We start from the raw sequence: 20,104 nt of genomic DNA on the forward strand, positions 1-20,104 counted from the left end.
CCTTTTTGCCATCAATAATGATGAAAAGGGCGGACAAAATGGCAGATAACCTGCGGGTGGCAATTATCCTCAATCCCGAACTTCCACCGGGATTACTGGCGAACACGGCAGGCGTAATTGGCATCGGATTAGCAGCAAAATTTCCGATGCTGGCGGGCAGTTCGCTGACCGATGCGAAGGGCGTCAAGACCGATTCCATCTCCAGGACTCCGCTGCCCATATTGCAGGCAACGCCGGACCATATTAAGGCATTAATGTTTAAAGCACTCGATGCCGCAGGTGAGCGCAGCGTGGTGCCGTTCCCGGCATTTGCGCGCACGATGCATCAGTTCGAGCAATACGAAATGACATTTCCGCTGCGGGATTTGTACGATGAAGTGCTGGATGGCGTGGGTCTGGTCGGGCCGGAAAAATGGATTAAGTCCCTGACAGGGAATCTGAAGTTATTGCGTTAATTATTTGAATATTCAGACATAAAAAAACCGGCAGATGTGCCGGTTTTTCTTTTCAGGTCTCGGTATCAGTTCGTCGCTTTCAGTTGCGGATAGCGTTTGAAAATTGTCAGGCACCAGACGAACGCGATGCAGCCGATCAGCCCGCCGGCGTAGCCGACGTTGCTCATTTCCAGATGCAGACTCACCTGATTACCGATCAGCGCGCCCGCACCAATACCGATGTTATAGATGCCGGAAAGCAGCGCCATCGAAACGTCCGTGGCATCGGTCGCCAGCGCCAGTACGCGGACCTGCATCGCCAGGCCGATAATCATCATTGCCAGCCCCCAGATCACACAAAGCACTGAAATGGCGACAGGATTCATCACCGCCACAAATAACAGCAACATGCTTAGAGTGACCAGCAAGATCGGGCCGCTGAGCATAGCCGCCGGGAAGCGATTGCCGAGCACGCTGAAGGCGATGCTGCCGAGGATGCCTGCGCCGCCAAAAATCAGCAGCAGGAAGGTGGTGAAGTTTTCACCCATATTCGCGACGGTCTGGATAAATGGCTCGATGTAGCTGTACGCCGTGTAGTGAGCAGTCACTATCAGCGCAGTCAGAAGGTACATGCCGACCAGCGCCGGACGACGGAACAGCATCGGTACACTTTTAAGTGAACCGGTATGTTCGCTGGGTAACGGCGGCAACAGTTTGATCAGGCAAATCAGCGTCAGCAGCGCAACGATGCCGATGCTCATAAAGGTGGTGCGCCAGCCGAGATATTGTCCGATCAGACGCCCCAGCGGTAAGCCCAGTACCATCGCCAGCGCGGTGCCGGTAGCTAACATACTGAGTGCCTGCGTTTTTTTACCGGCAGGAGCAACGCGGATCGCCAGCGACGCGGTAATCGACCAGAAAATCGCGTGGGCCAGGGCGATGCCGACGCGCGAGGCGACCAGACTCCAGAAATCCCAGGCCACAACCGAAAGAATATGGCTGGCGATGAATATCACAAAGATGACGATCAGTAATCGTTTTCGCTCAACATTGCGGGTCAGCAGCATCAGCGGCAGTGACATCAGCGCCACAACCCAGGCGTAGATGGTCAGCATCAGCCCGACCTGAGCCGTCTTCATGTTGAAACTGGCGGCGATGTCGGAAAGTAATCCGACAGGCACGAATTCAGTGGTGTTGAAGATGAACGCGGCAATAGCCATCATCACAACGCGGAGCCATGCTGTCCTGCGCGAAACGGTATCTGATTGCATTGAAATTTATGACTTATAAGAAAATGTTGGGATCAGGCATCTGTCTGGCAGACTCCTGTTGAGGGCATAGTGTGTTTTATTTGTGCTAAAAATGAAACAGAAAATTCGCCTAACAGATAAATGTTTCGACGACAATTTTAGTTATGGAAACTGAGAGGCTGATCACTTACTTCGGTTGCGGATGCCAGCACCAGTGCCACGGCTCATAAATAAAGCCCCAGGGATTATTCAGCGGAAAGGACATCACGAAACCGAAGCGGGCGGCGTGAGTTTTCAGCCACTGAAAAGCATCGGTTTCGCCAAAAACGCCGGTCACTTCGTCACAGCCGGGTGTATTGATATCCACCGCACGACCGGTGTGATGTTCGCTGCAACCGGGCGGTGCCAGCGAGGTGAAGAACGCTTCCGGTGGGATGCCTGCTTGCTGTTTGATACGGATTAATCCGGCCTGATAATCCAGGCTGCGGTAAGCGGAAACCAGATAAATGCCCACACCGTCGGTGGCCGCCTGTTGTTTCATCTGATGCCAGGCGGCGGCGGCGGGGGAGATCAGCCGGTAAACTTTGCCGGTCTCCGCGTCGGTTTCCGTATCCTCCAGTAAGTGCTCACTTACTTCTTCAAAGTAGGGCAGCGTACGGTGTGCAATAACCTGCGGGTCGATGCCCAGATCATGCAACATCAGATCGGTTCTGATTTTCAGCGCAGCCTGGTTCACGCCTGCTCATTCCCCTGGCGGGAAATCGCGTCGTTCATTGCTTCCGACATGGCTTTACCTGCCGTGCGCATTGAATGCTGGTAGCGCGACGCAGCGGTGACAAAGGCTTTCAGCAGTTGCGTATCCTGCTGATGTTGCTGATATTCAGGGTGCCATTGCACGCCGAGACAAAAATCATATTCTTCGCACTCAATGCCTTCAATCACCCCGTCAGGCGCATAAGCATTCACAATGCAGCCGGGACCGACTGATTTCACCGCCTGATGATGCGAGCTGTTGACCTCATAATGATCGCGATCGACGCAGCGGCTGAGCAGCGAACCTTCAACAATTTCTACAGGATGACGTGCGCGCTTTTTGCCGCCTGCGTTTTCGGTATCGACGGTCGTGCTGTGTTCAAGGGCATCGGGCAGGGCATCGGGGATATGCTGATGGAGTGTGCCGCCGGTTAACACGGCAAGTAGCTGCTGACCGCCGCAAATCCCCAGCAGCGGCATATTGCGCTGCATGGCACCTTTGACGATGGCTTTTTCAAATTCAGTTCGAGCCGGTTTCAGACGCACCTGATCGCTGGTCTGTTGCTCATTAAAGAGTTCAGGCGGAACATCAAACGCGCCGCCGGTCACGACAATACCGTCGCACATCGACAGATACTCATCCGCCAGTTCCGCGTGATGCGGCAAAGCCAGCGGCACTGCGCCCAGCTCTGCCAGACTTTTCAGGTAGTTTTGACGCAGGGCATACCAGGGGAAATCGGCGTAGCCACCGGCTTCCTCACTGTCCAGCGTTACCCCAATCACCGGTCTGGATTGAAATTTTTTCTGCATTCGCCTGAATCCCTTTCAAAAAGATGAAAACCAATCAGAAAATTCACCTTATCAAGCCGTGGTCGGCGCAAACAATATAAATTATCAATACATCCAATTTTCGGGATTTACCTCTGGTTTTATAACCAGTTAAGGTGAGCGGGCAGGTTAATTTTCACGCTAATCCTGCGTTTTCCTGACAAAATTCCACGACTGGCTGACACTTCATAATGATTTTCTGTCTGTGTCTTCAATATTCATTCTCATTTAGTTCTTAACATTAAAGGGTCAGAAAGGATAAATTAGTGCGTATAATTCATCCTGCTGAATGAAATAAAAACTCTTAATTGCTAACGAAATCTTTACGTTGTCCTAAAAACAGCCGGTGAGCCTTTTAGGGATAATGTGTTTTTGACTGATATTGAAAATCTCTGGTTGAAGGTCATTTTTCAGCTGCTTTCTCCTCTTTAATACTGCGAAACCAAGAAATTTATGCTGCCGACTGCCTCGTCTCGTTCCAAAAAACGCACTTTTGTGTGGGTTATCGTTGCCATTATCGTTGCTGCGATCCTGGTCTGGTTCTTTGCTTTCCATCAAAGTGCTTCCGACCCTTCTGCCCATAAAAAACCGGGCCGCGGCGGAATGCGTGCGATGCGCGGCCAGATGATGGCCGGAATGGCAACGCCGGTGCAGGCTGGAAAAGCCACCCAGGCCGATGTGCCGGTGTATCTGCGCGCGCTGGGTACCGTTGTCGCCAACGCGACAGTCACGGTCACCAGCCGGGTGGATGGTCAGCTGATGAAGGTGTATTTCACCGAAGGGCAGAAAGTCGAGCAGGGGCAGTTGCTGGCGCAAATTGACCCGCGCAGTTATCAGGCCACGCTGGAACAATATCAGGGTGATTTGGCGCAGAATCAGGCGCTGTCGAAAAGCGCTGAACTGACGCTGGCGCGTTACCGCAAATTGTATGCGCAAGATTCCCTGGCACGTCAGGACCTGGAAAGCCAGATTGCGACTGCCGGTCAGTATGCCGGTGCCGTGAAAGCCGATCTGGCGCAAATCGCTGCCGCCAAACTGAATCTTGAGTTCGCCAAAATTACCGCACCGGTCAGTGGCCATGTCGGTCTGCGGCTGGTCGATCCGGGCAATATGGTCACCAGCAGTTCCACCACCGGTATCGTGACGATTACCCAGACTCAGCCGATTGCCGTTACCTTCAGCGTACCGCAAAGCAATCTGCAAACTTTGCTTAAAGCGCTGCGTGGCGGCAATCAGTTGCCGACGACTGCCTTTGACCAGAGCGGCAGCGAAGTGCTCGGACAGGGCAAACTGCAATTTATCAGTAACGAAATTGATACCAGCACCGGCAGCATCAAGCTGAAAGCGCTGTTCGATAACGCCGATGAGAAACTCTATCCGAACCAGTTTGTGAACGCCCGCTTACAGGTGGCGACACTGAAAGACGCCACGGTGATCCCGGCGGCGGCATTGCAGCTGAGCAGCGACGGCGATTTCGTGTATGTGGTGAAAGCAGACAGCACCATCGAGCGCCGCAGCGTGAAATCCGGGCCAGACTTTGGTGACGATCAGGTGGCGATCCTGTCCGGCGTGAAGCCAGGCGAACAGGTGGTTACCACCGGTATTGACCGCCTGAACAACGGCACCAAAGTGGAGATTGTCACGCCGAATTCCGGTGAAGCTGCGGCAGCAGACGGCTCGTCTAAAACCCGTGAGCAAAGTGGCGGTGTGGATAAAGCCACCACCGGTGCCGACAAAACTGTCGCCGCGCCCGGTGCAACCCCAAATACAGCCGGTAAAGACAGCGGGTCTAAATGAATCCTTCACGCCTCTTTATACTCCGGCCGGTCGCGACCATTCTGCTGATGGTCGCGGTACTGTTGTCGGGGATTTTCGCCTACAACATGCTGTCGACCTCGGCGCTGCCGCAGGTCGATTATCCGACCATTCAGGTCACCACGCTGTATCCGGGTGCCAGCCCGGATGTGATGGCATCAGGGATCACCGCCCCGCTTGAGCGTCAGCTCGGGCAAATGGCGGGTCTGAGTCAGATGTATTCCACCAGCGCCAGCGGTTCCTCCATTATCACGCTGAAATTCTCGCTGGATTTGTCCCTCGACGTGGCGGAGCAGGAAGTCCAGGCGGCGATTAACGCAGCGGACAGCCTGCTGCCCAGCGATTTGCCGAATCCGCCGACCTACAAAAAAGTGAACCCGGCCGACGCCGCGGTACTGACACTGGCGGCAACGTCTGAATCCCTGCCACTGACCAAAGTGCAGGATCTGGTGAATACCCGCGTGGCGCTGAAACTGTCACAGATTTCCGGCGTGGGTATGGTTACGCTGGCGGGAGGGCATCAGCCAGCGGTTCGCGTGCAGGTCGACCCACGCAAACTGGCGGCGCATAACCTCAGTCTGGAAACGATCAATACGCTGATCGGCAACAGCAACGTCAACGGCTCGAAAGGGGGCTTCGACGGCCCGCATCACTCAATCACCATTGATGCCAATGACCAGCTGCGTACCGCCGCGGAATACGGCAATCTGATCGTGAATTATGAAAACGGTGCGGCGCTGCGTCTGCGTGACGTGGCGACGCTTTCTGAAGCGCCGGAAAATCAGTACCTGTCTGCCTGGGCGAACAAACAACCGGCCATTATTATCAGCGTGCAGCGCCAGCCGGGTGCCAACGTGATACAGGTGGTAGACGCCATCAAAGCGCAACTGCCGAAATTGCAGGAAGCGCTGCCGGAATCGGTCAAAATCAGCGTGATTTCCGACCGTACGCAAACTATTCGCGCCTCGATCAGCGACGTTCAGTTCGAACTGTTGCTGTCTGTCGCGCTGGTGGTGATGGTCACCTTCCTGTTCCTGCGCAACGTCGCCGCGACACTGATCCCAAGCGTTGCCGTGCCGCTTTCGCTGGTGGGCACCTTTGGCGTGATGTACCTGTGCGGGTTCAGCCTTAACAACCTCTCGCTGATGGCGCTGACCATCGCCACCGGTTTTGTTATCGATGACGCCATCGTGGTGGTCGAGAATATTTCGCGACGCCTCGAAGAAGGTGAAACGCCGATGCAGGCCGCGCTGAAAGGCTCGCAGCAAATCGGTTTCACCATTATTTCCCTGACGTTCTCGCTGATTGCCGTGCTGATCCCGCTGCTGTTTATGGGCGATGTGGTCGGGCGCTTGTTCCGTGAATTCGCCATTACGCTGGCGGTATCGATACTGGTGTCGATGGTGGTGTCGTTGACGCTCACGCCGATGCTCTGCGCCTATTTACTGCGCCACACGCCGGAAGAAAAACAGAGCAAGTTTTACCGTAAAGGCGGTGAATTCTTCGATAAAATGATCGCCGGTTACGACCGCATGCTGATCGTGGTGCTCAATCACCAGAAGCTTACTCTGCTGGTCGCCGCCGCCACTCTGGTATTTACCGCGTTACTGTATGTGATTGTGCCAAAAGGCTTCTTCCCGTCGCAGGATACCGGGATGATCCAGGGCATTACGCAGGCGTCGCAGGACGTTTCGTTCAGTGAAATGGGACGCCGTCAGCAGTTACTCACCGCCGCTATTCTCAAGGATCCGGATGTGGAAAGCGTGTCGTCCACCATTGGTGTGGACGGCAATAACACCAGCCTGAACAGCGGGCGTTTGCAGATCAGCCTGAAATCCTTCGATGAGCGCAGCGAGCGTGCGCCGGCGATCATTGCGCGTCTGCAACAGGAAACGGCCAACGTGCCGGGCATCGAACTGTATATGCAGGCTTCACAGGATCTGACCGTGGACGATCAGGTTACGCCGAGCCAGTACCAGTTCACGCTGGATGATTCTGACAGTGAAAATCTGGTGGAATGGACGCCTAAGCTGATTGAAAAACTCAGCACGCAGCCGGAGTTCAGCGAAGTGGTCAGCAACCTGCAAAATCAGGGGCAGATTGCTTATGTGGAACTGGACCGGGATGCAGCCGCACGCTACGGCATTACGGCTTCTGACGTCGATACCGCGCTGTACAACGCCTTCGGTCAGCGACTGGTTTCCACCATCTTTACCCAGGCGAACCAGTATCGCGTGGTGCTGGAAGTGGCGCCGCAGTTCCAGCAGTCACCGGCCTCTTTTGATGATGTCTATCTGGCGACCAACAACAGTTCTTCGACCAGCGGCACGGTAGCGACAACGACGACCACCACCACGTCAACGACGTCAGACAGCGGTAACCCGACCACTAATTCTGGTGCCACTAACGGCATGGTCAAACTGACGTCGATTGCCAACATTCATATGCGCACCGGCGCACTGTTGCAGGCGCGCCTCAATCAGTTCCCTGCGGTCACCGTCTCCTTTAACCTCAAAGACGGTTATTCGCTGGAACAGGCGCAGCAGGCGATCAAAACCACCGTAGCCGATATCGCCATGCCGGACAGCATCACTTTGCGGTATCAGGGTGCGGCGGCATCGTTTGAAAGTGCCACCGGCAATACGCTGTGGCTGATCCTCGCCGCGCTGCTGACCATGTATGTGGTGCTCGGCATTTTGTACGAAAGCTTTATTCATCCGGTGACCATTCTTTCCACGCTGCCGTCGGCGGCGGTCGGTGCGTTACTGTCGCTGATCTTTGCCGGTACGGAATTCAGCCTGATCGCATTGATCGGGGTGATCCTGCTGATCGGCATCGTGAAAAAGAACGCCATTATGATGATCGACTTTGCGCTGGATGCGGAAAACAAGCAGGGATTATCGCCGCGTGAGGCGATTCATCAGGCCTGTTTACTGCGTTTCCGTCCGATCATGATGACCACCATGGCCGCACTGCTCGGCGCGCTGCCGCTGATGCTGGCGAGCGGATCCGGCGCGGAACTGCGTCAGCCGCTGGGGCTGGTGATCGTTGGCGGTCTGATCTTCAGTCAGGTTCTGACCTTGTTCTCCACGCCGGTGATTTATCTGATGTTTGACCGGCTTTCTCACCGTCTGAATCCGCGTCATCGCCGCGCAGCGAAGCAGGCGGAATAAATGAATATTTCGCGTTTCTTCATCTTCCGCCCGGTCGCGACGATGCTGCTGACACTGGCGATACTCCTGCTCGGTTTGCTGGGGTATCGGTTGCTGCCGGTCGCGCCTTTGCCGCAGGTGGATTTCCCGACCATTCTGGTCAGCGCCAGTCTGCCCGGTGCCAGTCCTGAAACCATGGCGGCGACGGTAGCAACGCCTCTGGAAAGGGCGCTCGGACAAATCGCCGGTGTGACGGAAATGACCTCGCGCAGCTCGCAGAGTTCGACCAGCGTTATCCTGCAATTCGATCTGGATCGCGATATCAATGGCGCGGCGCGCGACGTGCAGGCGGCGATCAACGCCTCGCGCGCCTTGCTGCCAAGCAGCATGCCATCGCTGCCGACCTATCGTAAAGCCAACCCGTCGGATGCGCCGATCATCATGCTGGCGCTGACATCGGCTACTCGCAGTAAAGGCGAGCTGTACGATATCGCCTCGAGTCAGCTGCAACAGAAAATTGCGCAGGTGAACGGTGTCGGCCAGGTTTCGCTGGTCGGTTCCGCGCTGCCGGGCGTGCGTATTGATTTGCGTCCGGAAGCGGTCACCTCTTACGGGATTTCCCTCGATACCATTCGCACCGCCATTGCCGACAGCACCAGTAACCTGCCAAAAGGGCTGCTGCAGGGCTCAGATCAGTCGTGGATGATTGAAGGCAACGGACAGCAAAGTACCGCCGCGCAGTACAAAACGCTGATCGTCACTTACATCAACGGGTCGGCAATCCGCCTCAGCGATATCGCCAATGTGTATGATTCTGTTGAAGATAAATACAACGTCGGTTATTACAACAGCACGCCGTCGGTGATGATTGGCGTGACGCGTCAGGCTGGCGCCAACATGCTGGAAACCATCGAGGCGATTAAAGCCGCGCTGCCGCTGATGAAAGAAAGTCTGCCGGGCGATGTACAGCTCAATCTGGCACTGGATCGCTCACCGAACGTTTCTGCATCCCTGCGCGATACCGAAATGACCTTGCTGGAAGCCACGCTTCTGGTGATCGCCGTGGTGTTTGTGTTCCTGCGTAACTGGAATGCGGTGCTAATCCCCGCTGTGGCGCTGCCGGTATCGCTTATCGGCACCTGCGCGGTGATGTATCTGCTCGGCTACAGCCTGGATAACCTCTCGCTGATGGCGCTGATTATCTCCACCGGTTTTGTGGTCGATGACGCCATTGTGGTGCTGGAAAATATTACGCGGCACATCGAAGAAGGGCTGGGGCCGGTGCGCGCGGCGCTGAAAGGCGCGCAGGAAGTCAGTTTCACCGTGCTGTCGATGACGCTTTCACTGATCGCCGTTTTCATCCCGATCCTGCTGATGGGCAGTATCGTCGGGCGTCTGTTCCGCGAATTTGCGGTGACGCTCAGCGTGTCGCTGATCATCTCGATGCTGGTGTCGCTGAGCCTGACGCCGATGCTGTGTGCACGTTTTCTCAAACGTAAACCGCCGGTGGAAAAACGTCAGCCGCGTATTTACCGCATGATTGAACGTGGCCTGAATAAACTGCTGGCGGCCTATTCTGCGGCGCTCGGCTGGGTAATGCGCCATCAGCTGATCACGCTGGTTGGCCTGTTCCTGACTATTCTGCTCAATTTCTATCTGTATACCGTGGTCGAAAAAGGCTTCTTCCCGGATCAGGACACCGGCATGCTGATGGGCATGTTGCGTGCGGATCAGAACACCTCGTTCCAGTCGATCCAGCCGCAGGTACTGAAATACAGCAAGATCATTCAGGATGATCCTGCGGTGGCTGCGGTGATGAGTTCGGCGGGCAGCGGCGGTTTTGGATCACGTAATACCGCCACGTTCTTTGTGCGCCTGAAAGATTTCGACAAACGCACCGCGACCGCCAACCAGGTGGCTAACCGTCTGATGATGGCCACCGGCAAAGAACCTGGCGCGCAGTTGTTCCTGATGGCGGCGCAGGATCTGCATATCGGCGGACGCAGCGCCAACGCGCAATATCAGTACAGTCTGCAATCTGACGATCTTTCCGTGCTGCGTGAATGGGCGCCGAAAGTGCAGAAAGCGCTGGCGAAACTGCCGCAACTGACCGGTGTGGATTCCGACGCGCAGACCGGCGGGCAGGAGATCATGCTCAATATCGACCGGGATCGCGCCACGCAGCTCGGCGTGAACGTGAAGATGATCGACACGCTGCTCAATAACTCCTTCAGCCAGCGGCAAATCGCCACCATCTACAAAACGCTGAACCAGTATCATGTGGTGATGAACCTGACGTCCGACTACACCAGTAATCCAGACGTGCTGCATCAGCTGTATGTTGTGACCGATTCCGGTAATCAGGTGCCGCTGTCGGCTTTCGCCACATTCAGCGGAGCCAATGCGCCGCTGTCGGTTTCTCATCAGGGGCAGACGGCGACCACCACCATTGCGTTTAACCTCGCCGACGGCTATGCGCTGGAAGATGCACAAGCCGCGCTGAAAACGACGATGGCGCAGATTGGTTTGCCGGATACCGTTCATGGCAGTTATGCCGGTACCGCACAGGCGTTTGAAGCGCTGGCCAGTTCCATGCCGTGGCTGATCCTGGCGGCGCTGGCGGCGGTATATATCGTGCTGGGCGTGCTGTATGAAAGTTATATTCACCCGCTGACCATTCTTTCCACGCTGCCGTCGGCAGGGCTGGGGGCGCTGTTGCTGATGCTGGTAACGGGGACGCAGCTGACGGTGATCGCGCTGATCGGGATCCTGCTGCTGATCGGTATCGTGAAAAAGAATGCGATCATGATGATCGACTTCGCGCTCGACGCCGAACGGCGGCTTGGGCTGACGCCACAACAGGCGATCACTCAGGCCTGTCTGATGCGTTTTCGCCCGATCCTGATGACTACGCTGGCTGCCTTCTTCGGCGCATTGCCGCTGGCGCTGGGCAGTGGCGGTGACGCGGATCTGCGCAGTCCGCTGGGGCTGGCGATCGCCGGTGGTCTGGCGCTGAGTCAGGTTCTGACCTTATTCACCACGCCGGTCGTTTACCTGTACATGGATCGCACCAGCCGCGCGACGCATCGTCTGTGGCACCGTCTGCGTCCTCACACGACGCCTCCGGAGGCCAGTTCTCATGACTGATCACACTGAAACTCATTACCCTGAAGCGAATCTGATGACTCTGCAAAAAACACGTTCTACGGTGTTCCGTCTTGCTCCGCTGGCGCTGGCACTTCTGGTCAGCGCCTGTGCCGTTGGCCCTGATTACAAACGGCCGGACGTTGCCATGCCCACGGCATTTAAAGAGGCGAAGGGCTGGACGGCGGCGATCCCGAAAGATAATCAGGCCAAGGGCGAATGGTGGTCGGTGTATCAGGATCCTGAGCTGTCATCACTGCTGACACAGGTACAGATCTCTAACCAGAACGTGGCGCAGTACGCGGCGCAATACCGTCAGGCGCAGGCGCTGGTGACACAGGCGCGTTCAGATTTGTATCCTTCTGTCGATGCCTCCGTCGGCAGTACGCGCAGTGGCACCTCAACCTCCACGACCAACAAACAGACTGCGGAACTCAGCGCCAGCTGGGAACTGGATTTGTGGGGCAAACTGCGCCGTACGGCAGAAGAGCAGGACGCCAGCGCGCAGGCCAGCAAGGCCGATCTGGCTGATGCGACGCTCAGCGCGCAATCCGAACTGGCTCAGGATTATTTCCAGCTGCGGGTGATGGATCAGCAAATTGCGCTGTATAAACAAAGTATCGATTCCTATCAGCGTTACCTGACGGTGATCCAGAATCAGTATGAAGGTGGCAATACTTCACGCGCCACACTGGCACAGGCGCAGACGCAGCTTGAAAGCACCAAAGCCTCGGCGCTGGATCTGCAATGGCAGCGTGCCCAGCTTGAGCACGCTATCGCGGTGCTGATTGGCAAACCACCCGCCCAGTTCAGCCTCGCCGCGCGTGACGTCAAACTGAACCTTCCGCCGATGCCGGACGCCATTCCGTCTCAGCTGTTGCAGCGTCGTCCGGATATCGCCGCCGCCGAACGCACCATGGCGTCTTCCAATGCCGCCGTCGGTGTCGCTACCGCCGCGTACTATCCCGATCTGACGCTGAGTGCCAGCGGCGGTTTCGCCAGCTCGGCGTTCCATAACCTGTTCTCGCTGCCAAACCGCGTCTGGTCCCTGGGCCCGGAACTCAGTCAGACGGTCCTGGATTTCGGGTCAACCCGCGGCAAAGTGGCACAGGCCGAAGCCGCGTATGACGCCGACGTCGCCAGTTATCGCCAGAGCGTGTTAACCGCGATGCAGGAAGTGGAAGATTATCTGGTCGAACTGCACACGCTCGACAGCGAGCTGGTCGCCCGTCAGAACGCGGCTGATTCCGCCAAAGAATCTGCCCGTGTGACTTATAACCAGTATCAGGCCGGGATGATCGACTATCTGGACGTCGCAACGACTGAAAACACCAGCCTGACGCAACAGCAAAGCGTCCTGTCACTGCTCAGCACCCAGATGGTCACCAGCGTCAAGCTGATCGCAGCCCTGGGCGGCGGTTGGAACGGGGATGTGGGTAAATAGGAGAGTTTGAATTATCTCTGCACTAAGGACACATAAAACGGTCTTTGGTGTAGAGACTCATATCAGATGAACCTTAATTGAAGCACTTATCAATATTGATAATGGCAGCGATTAAGCCGCCATTCCTTAGTATAGAATCTGCAGCATCCTGGCTAAATCACGCTGTTGCGCGGTGATTCCATCCATCTTTAAAAATAATATTACCGTCGCAATGCTTCCATGTAATCGCTTCATAACGAAGTAAGATAGTTTCCATATGCGTACCTGTTGAAGAACCGGGATATAAGTCGGGAGTTATTGAAGATATTTTTACGTTTTCTAAAATAATATTAAAATACTCTCTTTCTAATCCTTCATCAGTAATTGAATACATCTTTAAAATCGCAGATTGCAGCGTTAAATTATTACTCAATGCCCTGTATAAAAGAGGCGTAACACGGTCAAATTCTTTTTGAATCATTATCGGCGCATGGATTCGCGTTCCGGTTAGCCGTCCTGTATTCCCGTCTACTGGTATGTTAACGTTATGTGTGAGGGATTTTACTTCTATAGCACCCACACGGCCAGACACTAAAGATGCACCAACCATAGGTGAACCGTTTTCATCCGTCAGCCATAAATATGCCGGGTTTGACATGTTAACTCCTTTTTTATTTGTATTTATCGAATTTTGATGTGAATTTCGTAAAAATTATAATCCAGAAGATTACCGATACTGCGCCTATCAATACTCCATAAGAGGGGAAAATATAGATACAAAATAGCCATGATGAAATGATAAGAATAGGGAATAAAATATCTGAGAATAATAAAGATATTAAGCTCTTAAACATTGTATTTATCTCTTAACTCTTCATGAATCTCATCTAAATTACGCAGAATTTTAGCCCTTACTTTCTTTATTACCTCCTCTAAAGCAGGTTCAACAAAGTAATAAAGCATTTCTAATTCAGCGGTGTATAAGATTCCAAAATATCGGGGATCGAGTGTTTTTAATTTCCGCGCAGCCAATGCGGCCTTTTGGTCAATGCCGAAAGCCTGCAAAGCGAAAATCACGTAGGGGGATTTACTTGCAACCCTTTCAGCTACGATGTTCGACAGCGTACCTGAAGCGGATAAGCTTTTAGATATCGCGTAGGCGATCCCAAATCTTGCGGCTTTCCCTGTTTGAGCATCCGCGATATACCCTGTTATTGCTTTCGTTAATCCCTGAGCCTTGCCGCCTTCATTTTCGTTTTCAGTATCTTTAATCACCATTTCAAAATATAGATATAACATTTGCTCTATCACATCGTGGTATCTGAAAATTGAGGCGATAGAAAGGCTCATTCTCTTTTCTTCGGTGACTAATTCATTACATACATCCCCATATCGAGGGATTAAACAGGACGTATACCAACTCGCCCTTTCGATGCCTGAAGAGATATTAGAGAGGACGTTTTGTGTTTCTTTGACATAGCTATTCATCCCTCTTTGAACGTAGATCCCTAGCTGTCTGTCGCTTTGAAACTTTAGTCTGAGATAGTCTGAGGCTTGCATAAAAACACCATACCCGTATTTTTTATATGGTTTAAATAACACCACACTCTTCTGGATTATACAAGGGTGATTTTTGCGCATGTGAGGCTAATAATAGCAATATGTTTTACTTAATGATTGGCGGTTGATATCAAAGTGGGACACTAAATTTGCCCATCTGATCAGATAGAGTCATCTCATCAGTAATAAACTTCTGAAAATTCCATTTTTAAACGTTCTCCAATGGCATGTGAAAAGATACAGGAATAACGTAATGGCTCTTTTTAAAATGGACTTATGAAAATGACTCATCCGGCATACTTTTGGCTTAAAGATAATGGTAAAGACTCAAATAATCAGTTCTGGATAAAGTGTGGTATCGATTATGCAAAAAGACCGGGGTTTTAAGAAACGCTATGTTTTGGTGCCTGCACTTTTTGCGTTTATGTTAATCGCATAGGGCGTTCACTTTCTCACATTTCCAGTTAGGCTCGATTTGTATAAGACGGTTAAAGTGAATAACCTGGTCACCTTATATATAACCCAGACCAGCGCCGGAGCAATGACGTCATTTTCGTACCACTATTATTTGTATGATGCGAAGAAAAGTGAGGCTGATTTTATGGCTCACATTGATGACCAAAGGGCGTTCATGGTCACATCTGATAGCAAGGCCACAGCCACAGCCAACAATGATCATTTATATCTTCGTGTTCGCGGCGATATATACTCCTTCGATAACGGAAGTTATAAAGTCATTGTGCATCTGGACGCTGCGCCTTATTAAAAAAAAACTCAGTGGGGCTTTGCCCCGCTTCAGCACTAAAAGCCTGCTCGCCGAATGAGGATTAAAAGTCCAACATTCGGCTTTAGTTCATCGCAGAGGGAGGCGTTGACCAAGCTTAAGCCCTTATTTTCCTGCTTTCCTTGCCTTCGCCACTTCTCCCGGCGTGACTTCTGCTGCCTGATTTCCCCAGCTGGCGCGCAGGGTATTGGTCAGATCGGCGGCCTGCTGATCAGTCAGCGTCCAGCCGTAACCCGGCATAGTATTGGACATATGTTCTGCCGTGACCGGGGTCTGAGCGCCGTAAAGGATCACGCGCAGCAACGTTTGCGGGTTCTCTGCATTGACGGTCAGATTGCCCGCCAGCGCCGGTATAGCTGAATCTTTTCCGTCGCCTTTCACACCGTGACAGGTCGAACAGTAACGCATAAACGTCTGTTGTCCGGCCTCAGTCGCGACAGCCTTTTTGGCCGGGGCCGGTTGCGCTTCCGCTTTCAGGCTGAGCAGATAAACCGCCATGCTGTTGAGATCGTCATCGGTCATAAACTGCGTGCTGTTGGTGATCACTTCTCCCATCGGGCCACTGACGGCATCATGAGTATTGCGACCGGTTTTCAGCAGCGTCACCAGTTCCGGCTGACTGATTTTCAGGCCGCGCAGGGAAGGCGCAGACCAGCCATCGAGCTCACCGCCGCTGAGAAACGCCATGTCCTTTTCATCGACGGCTTTCTCCTGTTGCGCCCAGCCACGTGGCGTATGACAGGCACCGCAATGCCCCGCTCCCTGAACCAGATAAGCGCCCCGGTTCCATTGCGCGCTCTTATCCGCCTGCGGTATAAATTCGCCGTCCTCGAGGAAAGCGCTGTTCCACACACGCAACGGCCAGCGCATCGACATCGGCCAGCTGATGTCATTTTCACGGTTAGCGACGGGCTGCGATTTCACCTCTTTCATCAGATAGTTATACAGCGCACGCATGTCCTTGCCGCTCATTTTCACGTAAGAGGTGTAGGGCATCGCCGGATAGAGCGCATGACCGTCTTTCGCAATCCCTTCGCGCATCGCCTTGTCGAACTCTTCAAAACTGTAGCCGCCAATCCCGTGCTGAATATCCGGCGTGATATTGGTGGAATAAATCTCGCCGACCGGCGTGGCGAAACGCACGCCACCGGATAACGCTGCGCCCTGAGGCGACGTATGACAGGCTGCGCAGTCGGCGGCTTTCGCCACATACTCGCCTTCGGACATCGCCATGGCAGAGCCTGCCGCTGCCATCAACGTGGCAAAAATCATCAGCTTTTTCATGCGTTCACCTTCTTCATCGCCGTCAGTTCATTCACGGCCCGCCAGGCCTGATCCACCGCCGAGTTAGCGTACGGGCTCCAGTCGGCATCCGAATTGGCGATAGTAATCCGCCCGACCGGCGTGCGTGCCAGATGAATGGTTTTTTGCGCTTCGTCTTCGTCGTCGAACATCCCGCTGAGGAAGTAGGAATAGCCGTGCGACCAGCGGTTAACGGTGATCGCCATGATGTCGCGCTGATGGTCAAAACCGGCTTCGCCGAACATGCCCTGCAACTGATCGCGGATCATTTTTTCATGGGCATCAAATGAGGTGCCCAGCAGTAACGCTCGGCCTTTACGTGACTGCTCGCGGGGGCTGAGGCCGCTGCCCGGCAGCGTCGGCACATACACCATATGCAGGCCAATCGGCTGGTTCGGATCACGAGGATGCTGATAACCGCCCATATCCACCGGATAGTCGAGTTTTACGCGGCTGTAAGGCGCTGCAGGAGAGTAAATCTCATGGACGCCAAGTTTGATAAACGGCTGCCAGTTGCGGATCACCACTTTTGAATAAACCAGCGGCGCTTTGACGTTTTCTTTCAGCGCGGCTTTCTGCGCTTCAGGAATTTCCGGCACCAGATACGGGATCATCATATTGTAACCGGCCATCACTGCCTGACCGGCGCGGACGCGGTGCAGCGTGCTGCCGGTCATATACGTCACTTCTACCGCCGGTTTGCCTTCGTGTTCGACATTGGCGACATGCATCCCGGTGCTGTTCAGACGAAGACGCACCGGTTGCCCGGCCTTATCAAGCTGGCTGTAATCGAATTTCGCCAGCACGATATCTTCCATCGTATTTCCCGGCGCGACCTGTGGGATCAGATGGCGCACCATCAGCCGCGCTAAACCGGCATTGCCATCAGGGAAGTGGAAAATATACGGCTCATCGAGATCGGCCAGCGACTCGGCATCCAGAGGCGGTAATCCCATGCCTTCCAGCCCCGGCAGGGCGCAGATACGGGCGTCGCTGCACGAGGTGGCATCAATCCCGACCGCCTGAAAATCATTGGTACGTTGCTGGAAATAGCGGATCGCTATCTCGCTCAGTCCGACTTTTTCGCGCAGGAACTGGGTATAACTGTGCCCGTCGACCCAGGCGACTTTTTCTTCCTGATTCATGCCGTGCAGATAATCTTTCGGTTCAGTATGCAGGGCGATCAGCGCCTGACGGTCAGATTCCGGCAGCGGGAAGTCACTGATAAAGTCTTTGATGTCGCGGCCATTGAGACGCTCTGGTGGAATATCATCAGCCACCGCACGTCCCGGATCGCCGCTGACAATTTTATCGACGCCGAAATTTTTACGGTCGAAATACACCCCGCGGCTGAGATGCAGATCAGGATAAAACGTCTGATCGAAGTCTTTCGCCATCTTCTCAATATCGACGTTGAGCGTCTTCAGCAGACCCATCGCGACCGGACTAAAATTGGTGCGCGGCGACTGGAAGGACTCGCTGCCGCCGTAGCCCAGCAGCATTTTATCTTCGACGTGGAATTCATTACGTTTGGCATGCCCGCCAAAATCATCATGGTTATCGAGCAACAAAATACGCTGATCTTTACCGTGCTGTTCCTGCCAGAAACACGCCGCCGCAAGCCCGCTGATCCCGGCTCCGACGACCACCAGATCAAACTCATCCTCCACCGGCAAACCGGAAGATTCGACCTTTTTGCCTTCTCGCCCGAGGATATGCGCCGCTTCATAAGAACCCTGATGATTACCGCGCAAACCGGTGAGTGACGGCGGGTAATACAACGACTGCGTGGCCGTTTGCGGCGAAGCCCGCAGCGCCTCAAACGGAGTCATGCCGGCAGTGACCGTAATAGCCACGCCGTTGAGAAAATCACGACGAGTGATGCCCATATTGTTTCCTTAAAATTTACACCATCAACCCGCGCGCAAGCCGCGCGGCAAAAGCGTTTCGCTCAAAAAATGTCTATGTATTTTAACAAATTTAATATAAAGAAACACTTAGCGAGCGTGACGGCGGGCGCAAATGAGTAAACAAGGGGAGTTCACCAGTAACAAACTTCTGAAAACTCCATTTTTAAAGGTTCCCGAATGGTTTGTGAAAACATACGGGCATAACCTATTGCCTCACTTTTTAAAAAGGAATTTATCAGAATGGCAATTCCGGCATATTTGTGGCTTAAAGACGATGGTGGCGCGCCAATCAAAGGCTCCGTTGACGTGAAAGACCGTGAAGGTAGTATCGAGGTTAATGGCTTCTCTCATAACCTGAGCCTTCCAACTGATGGGATGACAGGGGTAATTACAGGTACCCGTAAACATTCCGCAGTCCTGCTCCAGAAAGATTTCGATTCTTCATCACCTTATCTGTACAAGGCCGTGGCTACTGGACAAACACTAAAATCAGCAGAGTTTAAGTGGTACAACATCAATGATGCAGGGCAAGAAGTTGAGTATTTCAATATTCTGCTTGAGGACGTAAAAATCGTAGGTGTGTCGCCAATTATGCATGACACTAAAGATCCAACTAAAGAAAAACATAACCATCTTGAATGCATTGAACTGCGTTATGAAAAAATCACATGGAAGCACTGCGACGGGAATTTGATGTTCTCAGACAGTTGGAAAGATAGAGCGTAAGCATGAGATACCCTACATTAGCGGCCTCACCTCATCCGCCCTATGATGTATCCTCATTTTCGCCACCAGGCGTAAACATCATTAATAATATGATGCTCTCGAGATTTCATCACGGTCCATCAGCACTCACGTACCAGTGGTTTTATCAACAAGTCAGACTACATGGGCCTTGGGATTATAAAACGCGCGCAGGGAGGCAGTATGAGAACTTTGGAAATTTCCACTACGGCGCGGTGGGTACCGCAGCTGGAATAACTGAGCCTGTATTGTTACGGGCGGCGGGTTGGGCGCAATCTCGTTCTGGAAATGCAAAGGTAGAAGATGGCAACTGGCACGGCACATCGCCCTACGGTGACGACCCAAAGGATCAATTCTGGATAAAGTGTGGTATCGATTATGCAAAAAGAACGGGGTTTTAAAAAACGCTATGTTTTGGTGCCTGTACTTTTTGCGTTTATGTTAATCGCATGGGGCATTCACTTTCTCAAATTTCCGGTAGAGCAGGAGGTGTATAAGACGGTTAAAGTGAATAACCTGGTCACCTTATATATAACCCAGGCCAGCGCCGGAGCAATGACGTCATTTTCGTACCACTATTATTTGTATGATGCGACGAAAAGTGAGGCTGATTTTATGGCTCATATTGATGACCAAAGAGCGTTCATGGTCACCTCTGACAGCAAGGCAACGGCCACAGCCAACAATGATCATCTATATCTTCGCGTTCGGGGCGATATATTCTCATTCAATAATGGAAGCTATAAAGTTATTGTGCATCTGGACGCCGCGCCTTATTAAAATAAGCACAGTGGGGCTTTGCCCCACTTCACTTTTTCTCCAAATAACATCTGAACTTTTAACTAATTTAATATAAATAATTAGCAAATGTGACGGTGGGCGAAAATGAGGGAATATTAAAAAGATTGGAATAAGGGCCGCAGCAATGGTGTGAGAAAAATATTATCGCCGCATTTGCAGATACTCTCAGTACGGCTCCTCCCCTGCGAAGGGGAGGGCTGGGGT

The 20,104-nt window shown here is 53.1% G+C and carries 16 protein-coding genes; 9 read left to right on the plus strand and 7 right to left on the minus strand.

Annotated elements, in window-relative coordinates:
* The first annotated feature begins 38 nt into the window (after nucleotides 1-38).
* Complete coding sequence (locus tag J1778_RS01700; RefSeq protein ID WP_217171712.1) at nucleotides 39-455, plus strand: DUF2000 domain-containing protein; 417 nt, start codon at nucleotides 39-41, stop codon at nucleotides 453-455.
* Between the two features lie 65 nt (nucleotides 456-520).
* On the opposite strand, the gene J1778_RS01705 is transcribed toward J1778_RS01700, so the two are convergent.
* The 3 genes from J1778_RS01705 to J1778_RS01715 form a co-directional block, all read right to left on the minus strand.
* Nucleotides 521-1,705, minus strand: coding sequence for a sugar transporter (locus tag J1778_RS01705; protein WP_217171713.1), 1,185 nt, complete (start codon nucleotides 1,703-1,705; stop codon nucleotides 521-523).
* 166 nt (nucleotides 1,706-1,871) lie between these two features.
* Nucleotides 1,872-2,420, minus strand: coding sequence for a M15 family metallopeptidase (locus J1778_RS01710; protein WP_217171714.1), 549 nt, complete (start codon nucleotides 2,418-2,420; stop codon nucleotides 1,872-1,874).
* Nucleotides 2,417-3,247 (minus strand): gamma-glutamyl-gamma-aminobutyrate hydrolase family protein, encoded by an 831-nt coding sequence (locus tag J1778_RS01715; protein WP_217171715.1) that lies wholly within the window; start codon nucleotides 3,245-3,247, stop codon nucleotides 2,417-2,419. Before J1778_RS01715 ends, J1778_RS01710 begins: the two co-directional genes overlap by 4 nt.
* A 471-nt stretch (nucleotides 3,248-3,718) precedes the next feature.
* Here J1778_RS01715 and J1778_RS01720 point away from each other — a divergent pair, with 471 nt between their 5' ends.
* From J1778_RS01720 to J1778_RS01735, 4 genes are read left to right on the plus strand one after another with little or no spacing between them, the layout of a single operon-like run.
* The gene (locus tag J1778_RS01720) at nucleotides 3,719-5,062 is read left to right on the plus strand and encodes an MdtA/MuxA family multidrug efflux RND transporter periplasmic adaptor subunit (protein ID WP_217171716.1); all 1,344 of its coding nucleotides are present in this window, start codon (nucleotides 3,719-3,721) and stop codon (nucleotides 5,060-5,062) included.
* The gene (locus tag J1778_RS01725; RefSeq protein WP_217171717.1) at nucleotides 5,059-8,253 is read left to right on the plus strand and encodes an efflux RND transporter permease subunit; all 3,195 of its coding nucleotides are present in this window, start codon (nucleotides 5,059-5,061) and stop codon (nucleotides 8,251-8,253) included. The genes J1778_RS01720 and J1778_RS01725 overlap by 4 nt, the downstream gene beginning before the upstream one ends.
* Complete coding sequence (locus tag J1778_RS01730) at nucleotides 8,254-11,379, plus strand: efflux RND transporter permease subunit (RefSeq protein ID WP_217171718.1); 3,126 nt, start codon at nucleotides 8,254-8,256, stop codon at nucleotides 11,377-11,379. It begins immediately after the preceding gene.
* Complete coding sequence (locus tag J1778_RS01735; protein WP_420804057.1) at nucleotides 11,372-12,820, plus strand: efflux transporter outer membrane subunit; 1,449 nt, start codon at nucleotides 11,372-11,374, stop codon at nucleotides 12,818-12,820. Before J1778_RS01730 ends, J1778_RS01735 begins: the two co-directional genes overlap by 8 nt.
* Before the next feature lie 157 nt (nucleotides 12,821-12,977).
* Here the strand turns inward: J1778_RS01735 and J1778_RS01740 are convergent, their stop codons facing one another.
* Nucleotides 12,978-13,457, minus strand: a complete 480-nt coding sequence (locus J1778_RS01740; protein WP_129638896.1) for an Hcp family type VI secretion system effector — start codon at nucleotides 13,455-13,457, stop codon at nucleotides 12,978-12,980.
* A 188-nt stretch (nucleotides 13,458-13,645) separates the two neighbouring features.
* Entirely contained in the window at nucleotides 13,646-14,359 is a 714-nt protein-coding gene (locus J1778_RS01745; RefSeq protein ID WP_217171719.1) for a hypothetical protein, read from the minus strand.
* Nucleotides 14,360-14,852: 493 nt separating this feature from the next.
* Here J1778_RS01745 and J1778_RS01750 point away from each other — a divergent pair, with 493 nt between their 5' ends.
* Nucleotides 14,853-15,125, plus strand: coding sequence for a hypothetical protein (locus J1778_RS01750; protein ID WP_217171720.1), 273 nt, complete (start codon nucleotides 14,853-14,855; stop codon nucleotides 15,123-15,125).
* Between the two features lie 123 nt (nucleotides 15,126-15,248).
* Here the strand turns inward: J1778_RS01750 and J1778_RS01755 are convergent, their stop codons facing one another.
* Together J1778_RS01755 and J1778_RS01760 are read right to left on the minus strand one after the other, a co-directional pair.
* Nucleotides 15,249-16,427, minus strand: coding sequence for a c-type cytochrome (locus J1778_RS01755; RefSeq protein ID WP_217171721.1), 1,179 nt, complete (start codon nucleotides 16,425-16,427; stop codon nucleotides 15,249-15,251).
* Nucleotides 16,424-18,334 (minus strand): NAD(P)-binding protein, encoded by a 1,911-nt coding sequence (locus tag J1778_RS01760; protein ID WP_217171722.1) that lies wholly within the window; start codon nucleotides 18,332-18,334, stop codon nucleotides 16,424-16,426. Before J1778_RS01760 ends, J1778_RS01755 begins: the two co-directional genes overlap by 4 nt.
* Before the next feature lie 261 nt (nucleotides 18,335-18,595).
* Here J1778_RS01760 and J1778_RS01765 point away from each other — a divergent pair, with 261 nt between their 5' ends.
* The 3 genes from J1778_RS01765 to J1778_RS01775 all read left to right on the plus strand — a co-directional run bounded on the left by J1778_RS01765 (nucleotide 18,596) and on the right by J1778_RS01775 (nucleotide 19,879).
* Nucleotides 18,596-19,081, plus strand: a complete 486-nt coding sequence (locus J1778_RS01765; RefSeq protein ID WP_113877565.1) for an Hcp family type VI secretion system effector — start codon at nucleotides 18,596-18,598, stop codon at nucleotides 19,079-19,081.
* Nucleotides 19,082-19,173: 92 nt separating this feature from the next.
* Nucleotides 19,174-19,500, plus strand: a complete 327-nt coding sequence (locus J1778_RS01770; protein WP_238484520.1) for a polymorphic toxin type 44 domain-containing protein — start codon at nucleotides 19,174-19,176, stop codon at nucleotides 19,498-19,500.
* The gene (locus J1778_RS01775) at nucleotides 19,478-19,879 is read left to right on the plus strand and encodes a hypothetical protein (protein ID WP_217171724.1); all 402 of its coding nucleotides are present in this window, start codon (nucleotides 19,478-19,480) and stop codon (nucleotides 19,877-19,879) included. Before J1778_RS01770 ends, J1778_RS01775 begins: the two co-directional genes overlap by 23 nt.
* Nucleotides 19,880-20,104: the final 225 nt, after the last annotated feature.

The sequence above is a fragment of the Rahnella bonaserana genome (genome assembly GCF_019049675.1).
In the GTDB taxonomy this organism is placed as follows: Bacteria; Pseudomonadota; Gammaproteobacteria; order Enterobacterales; family Enterobacteriaceae; genus Rahnella; species Rahnella bonaserana.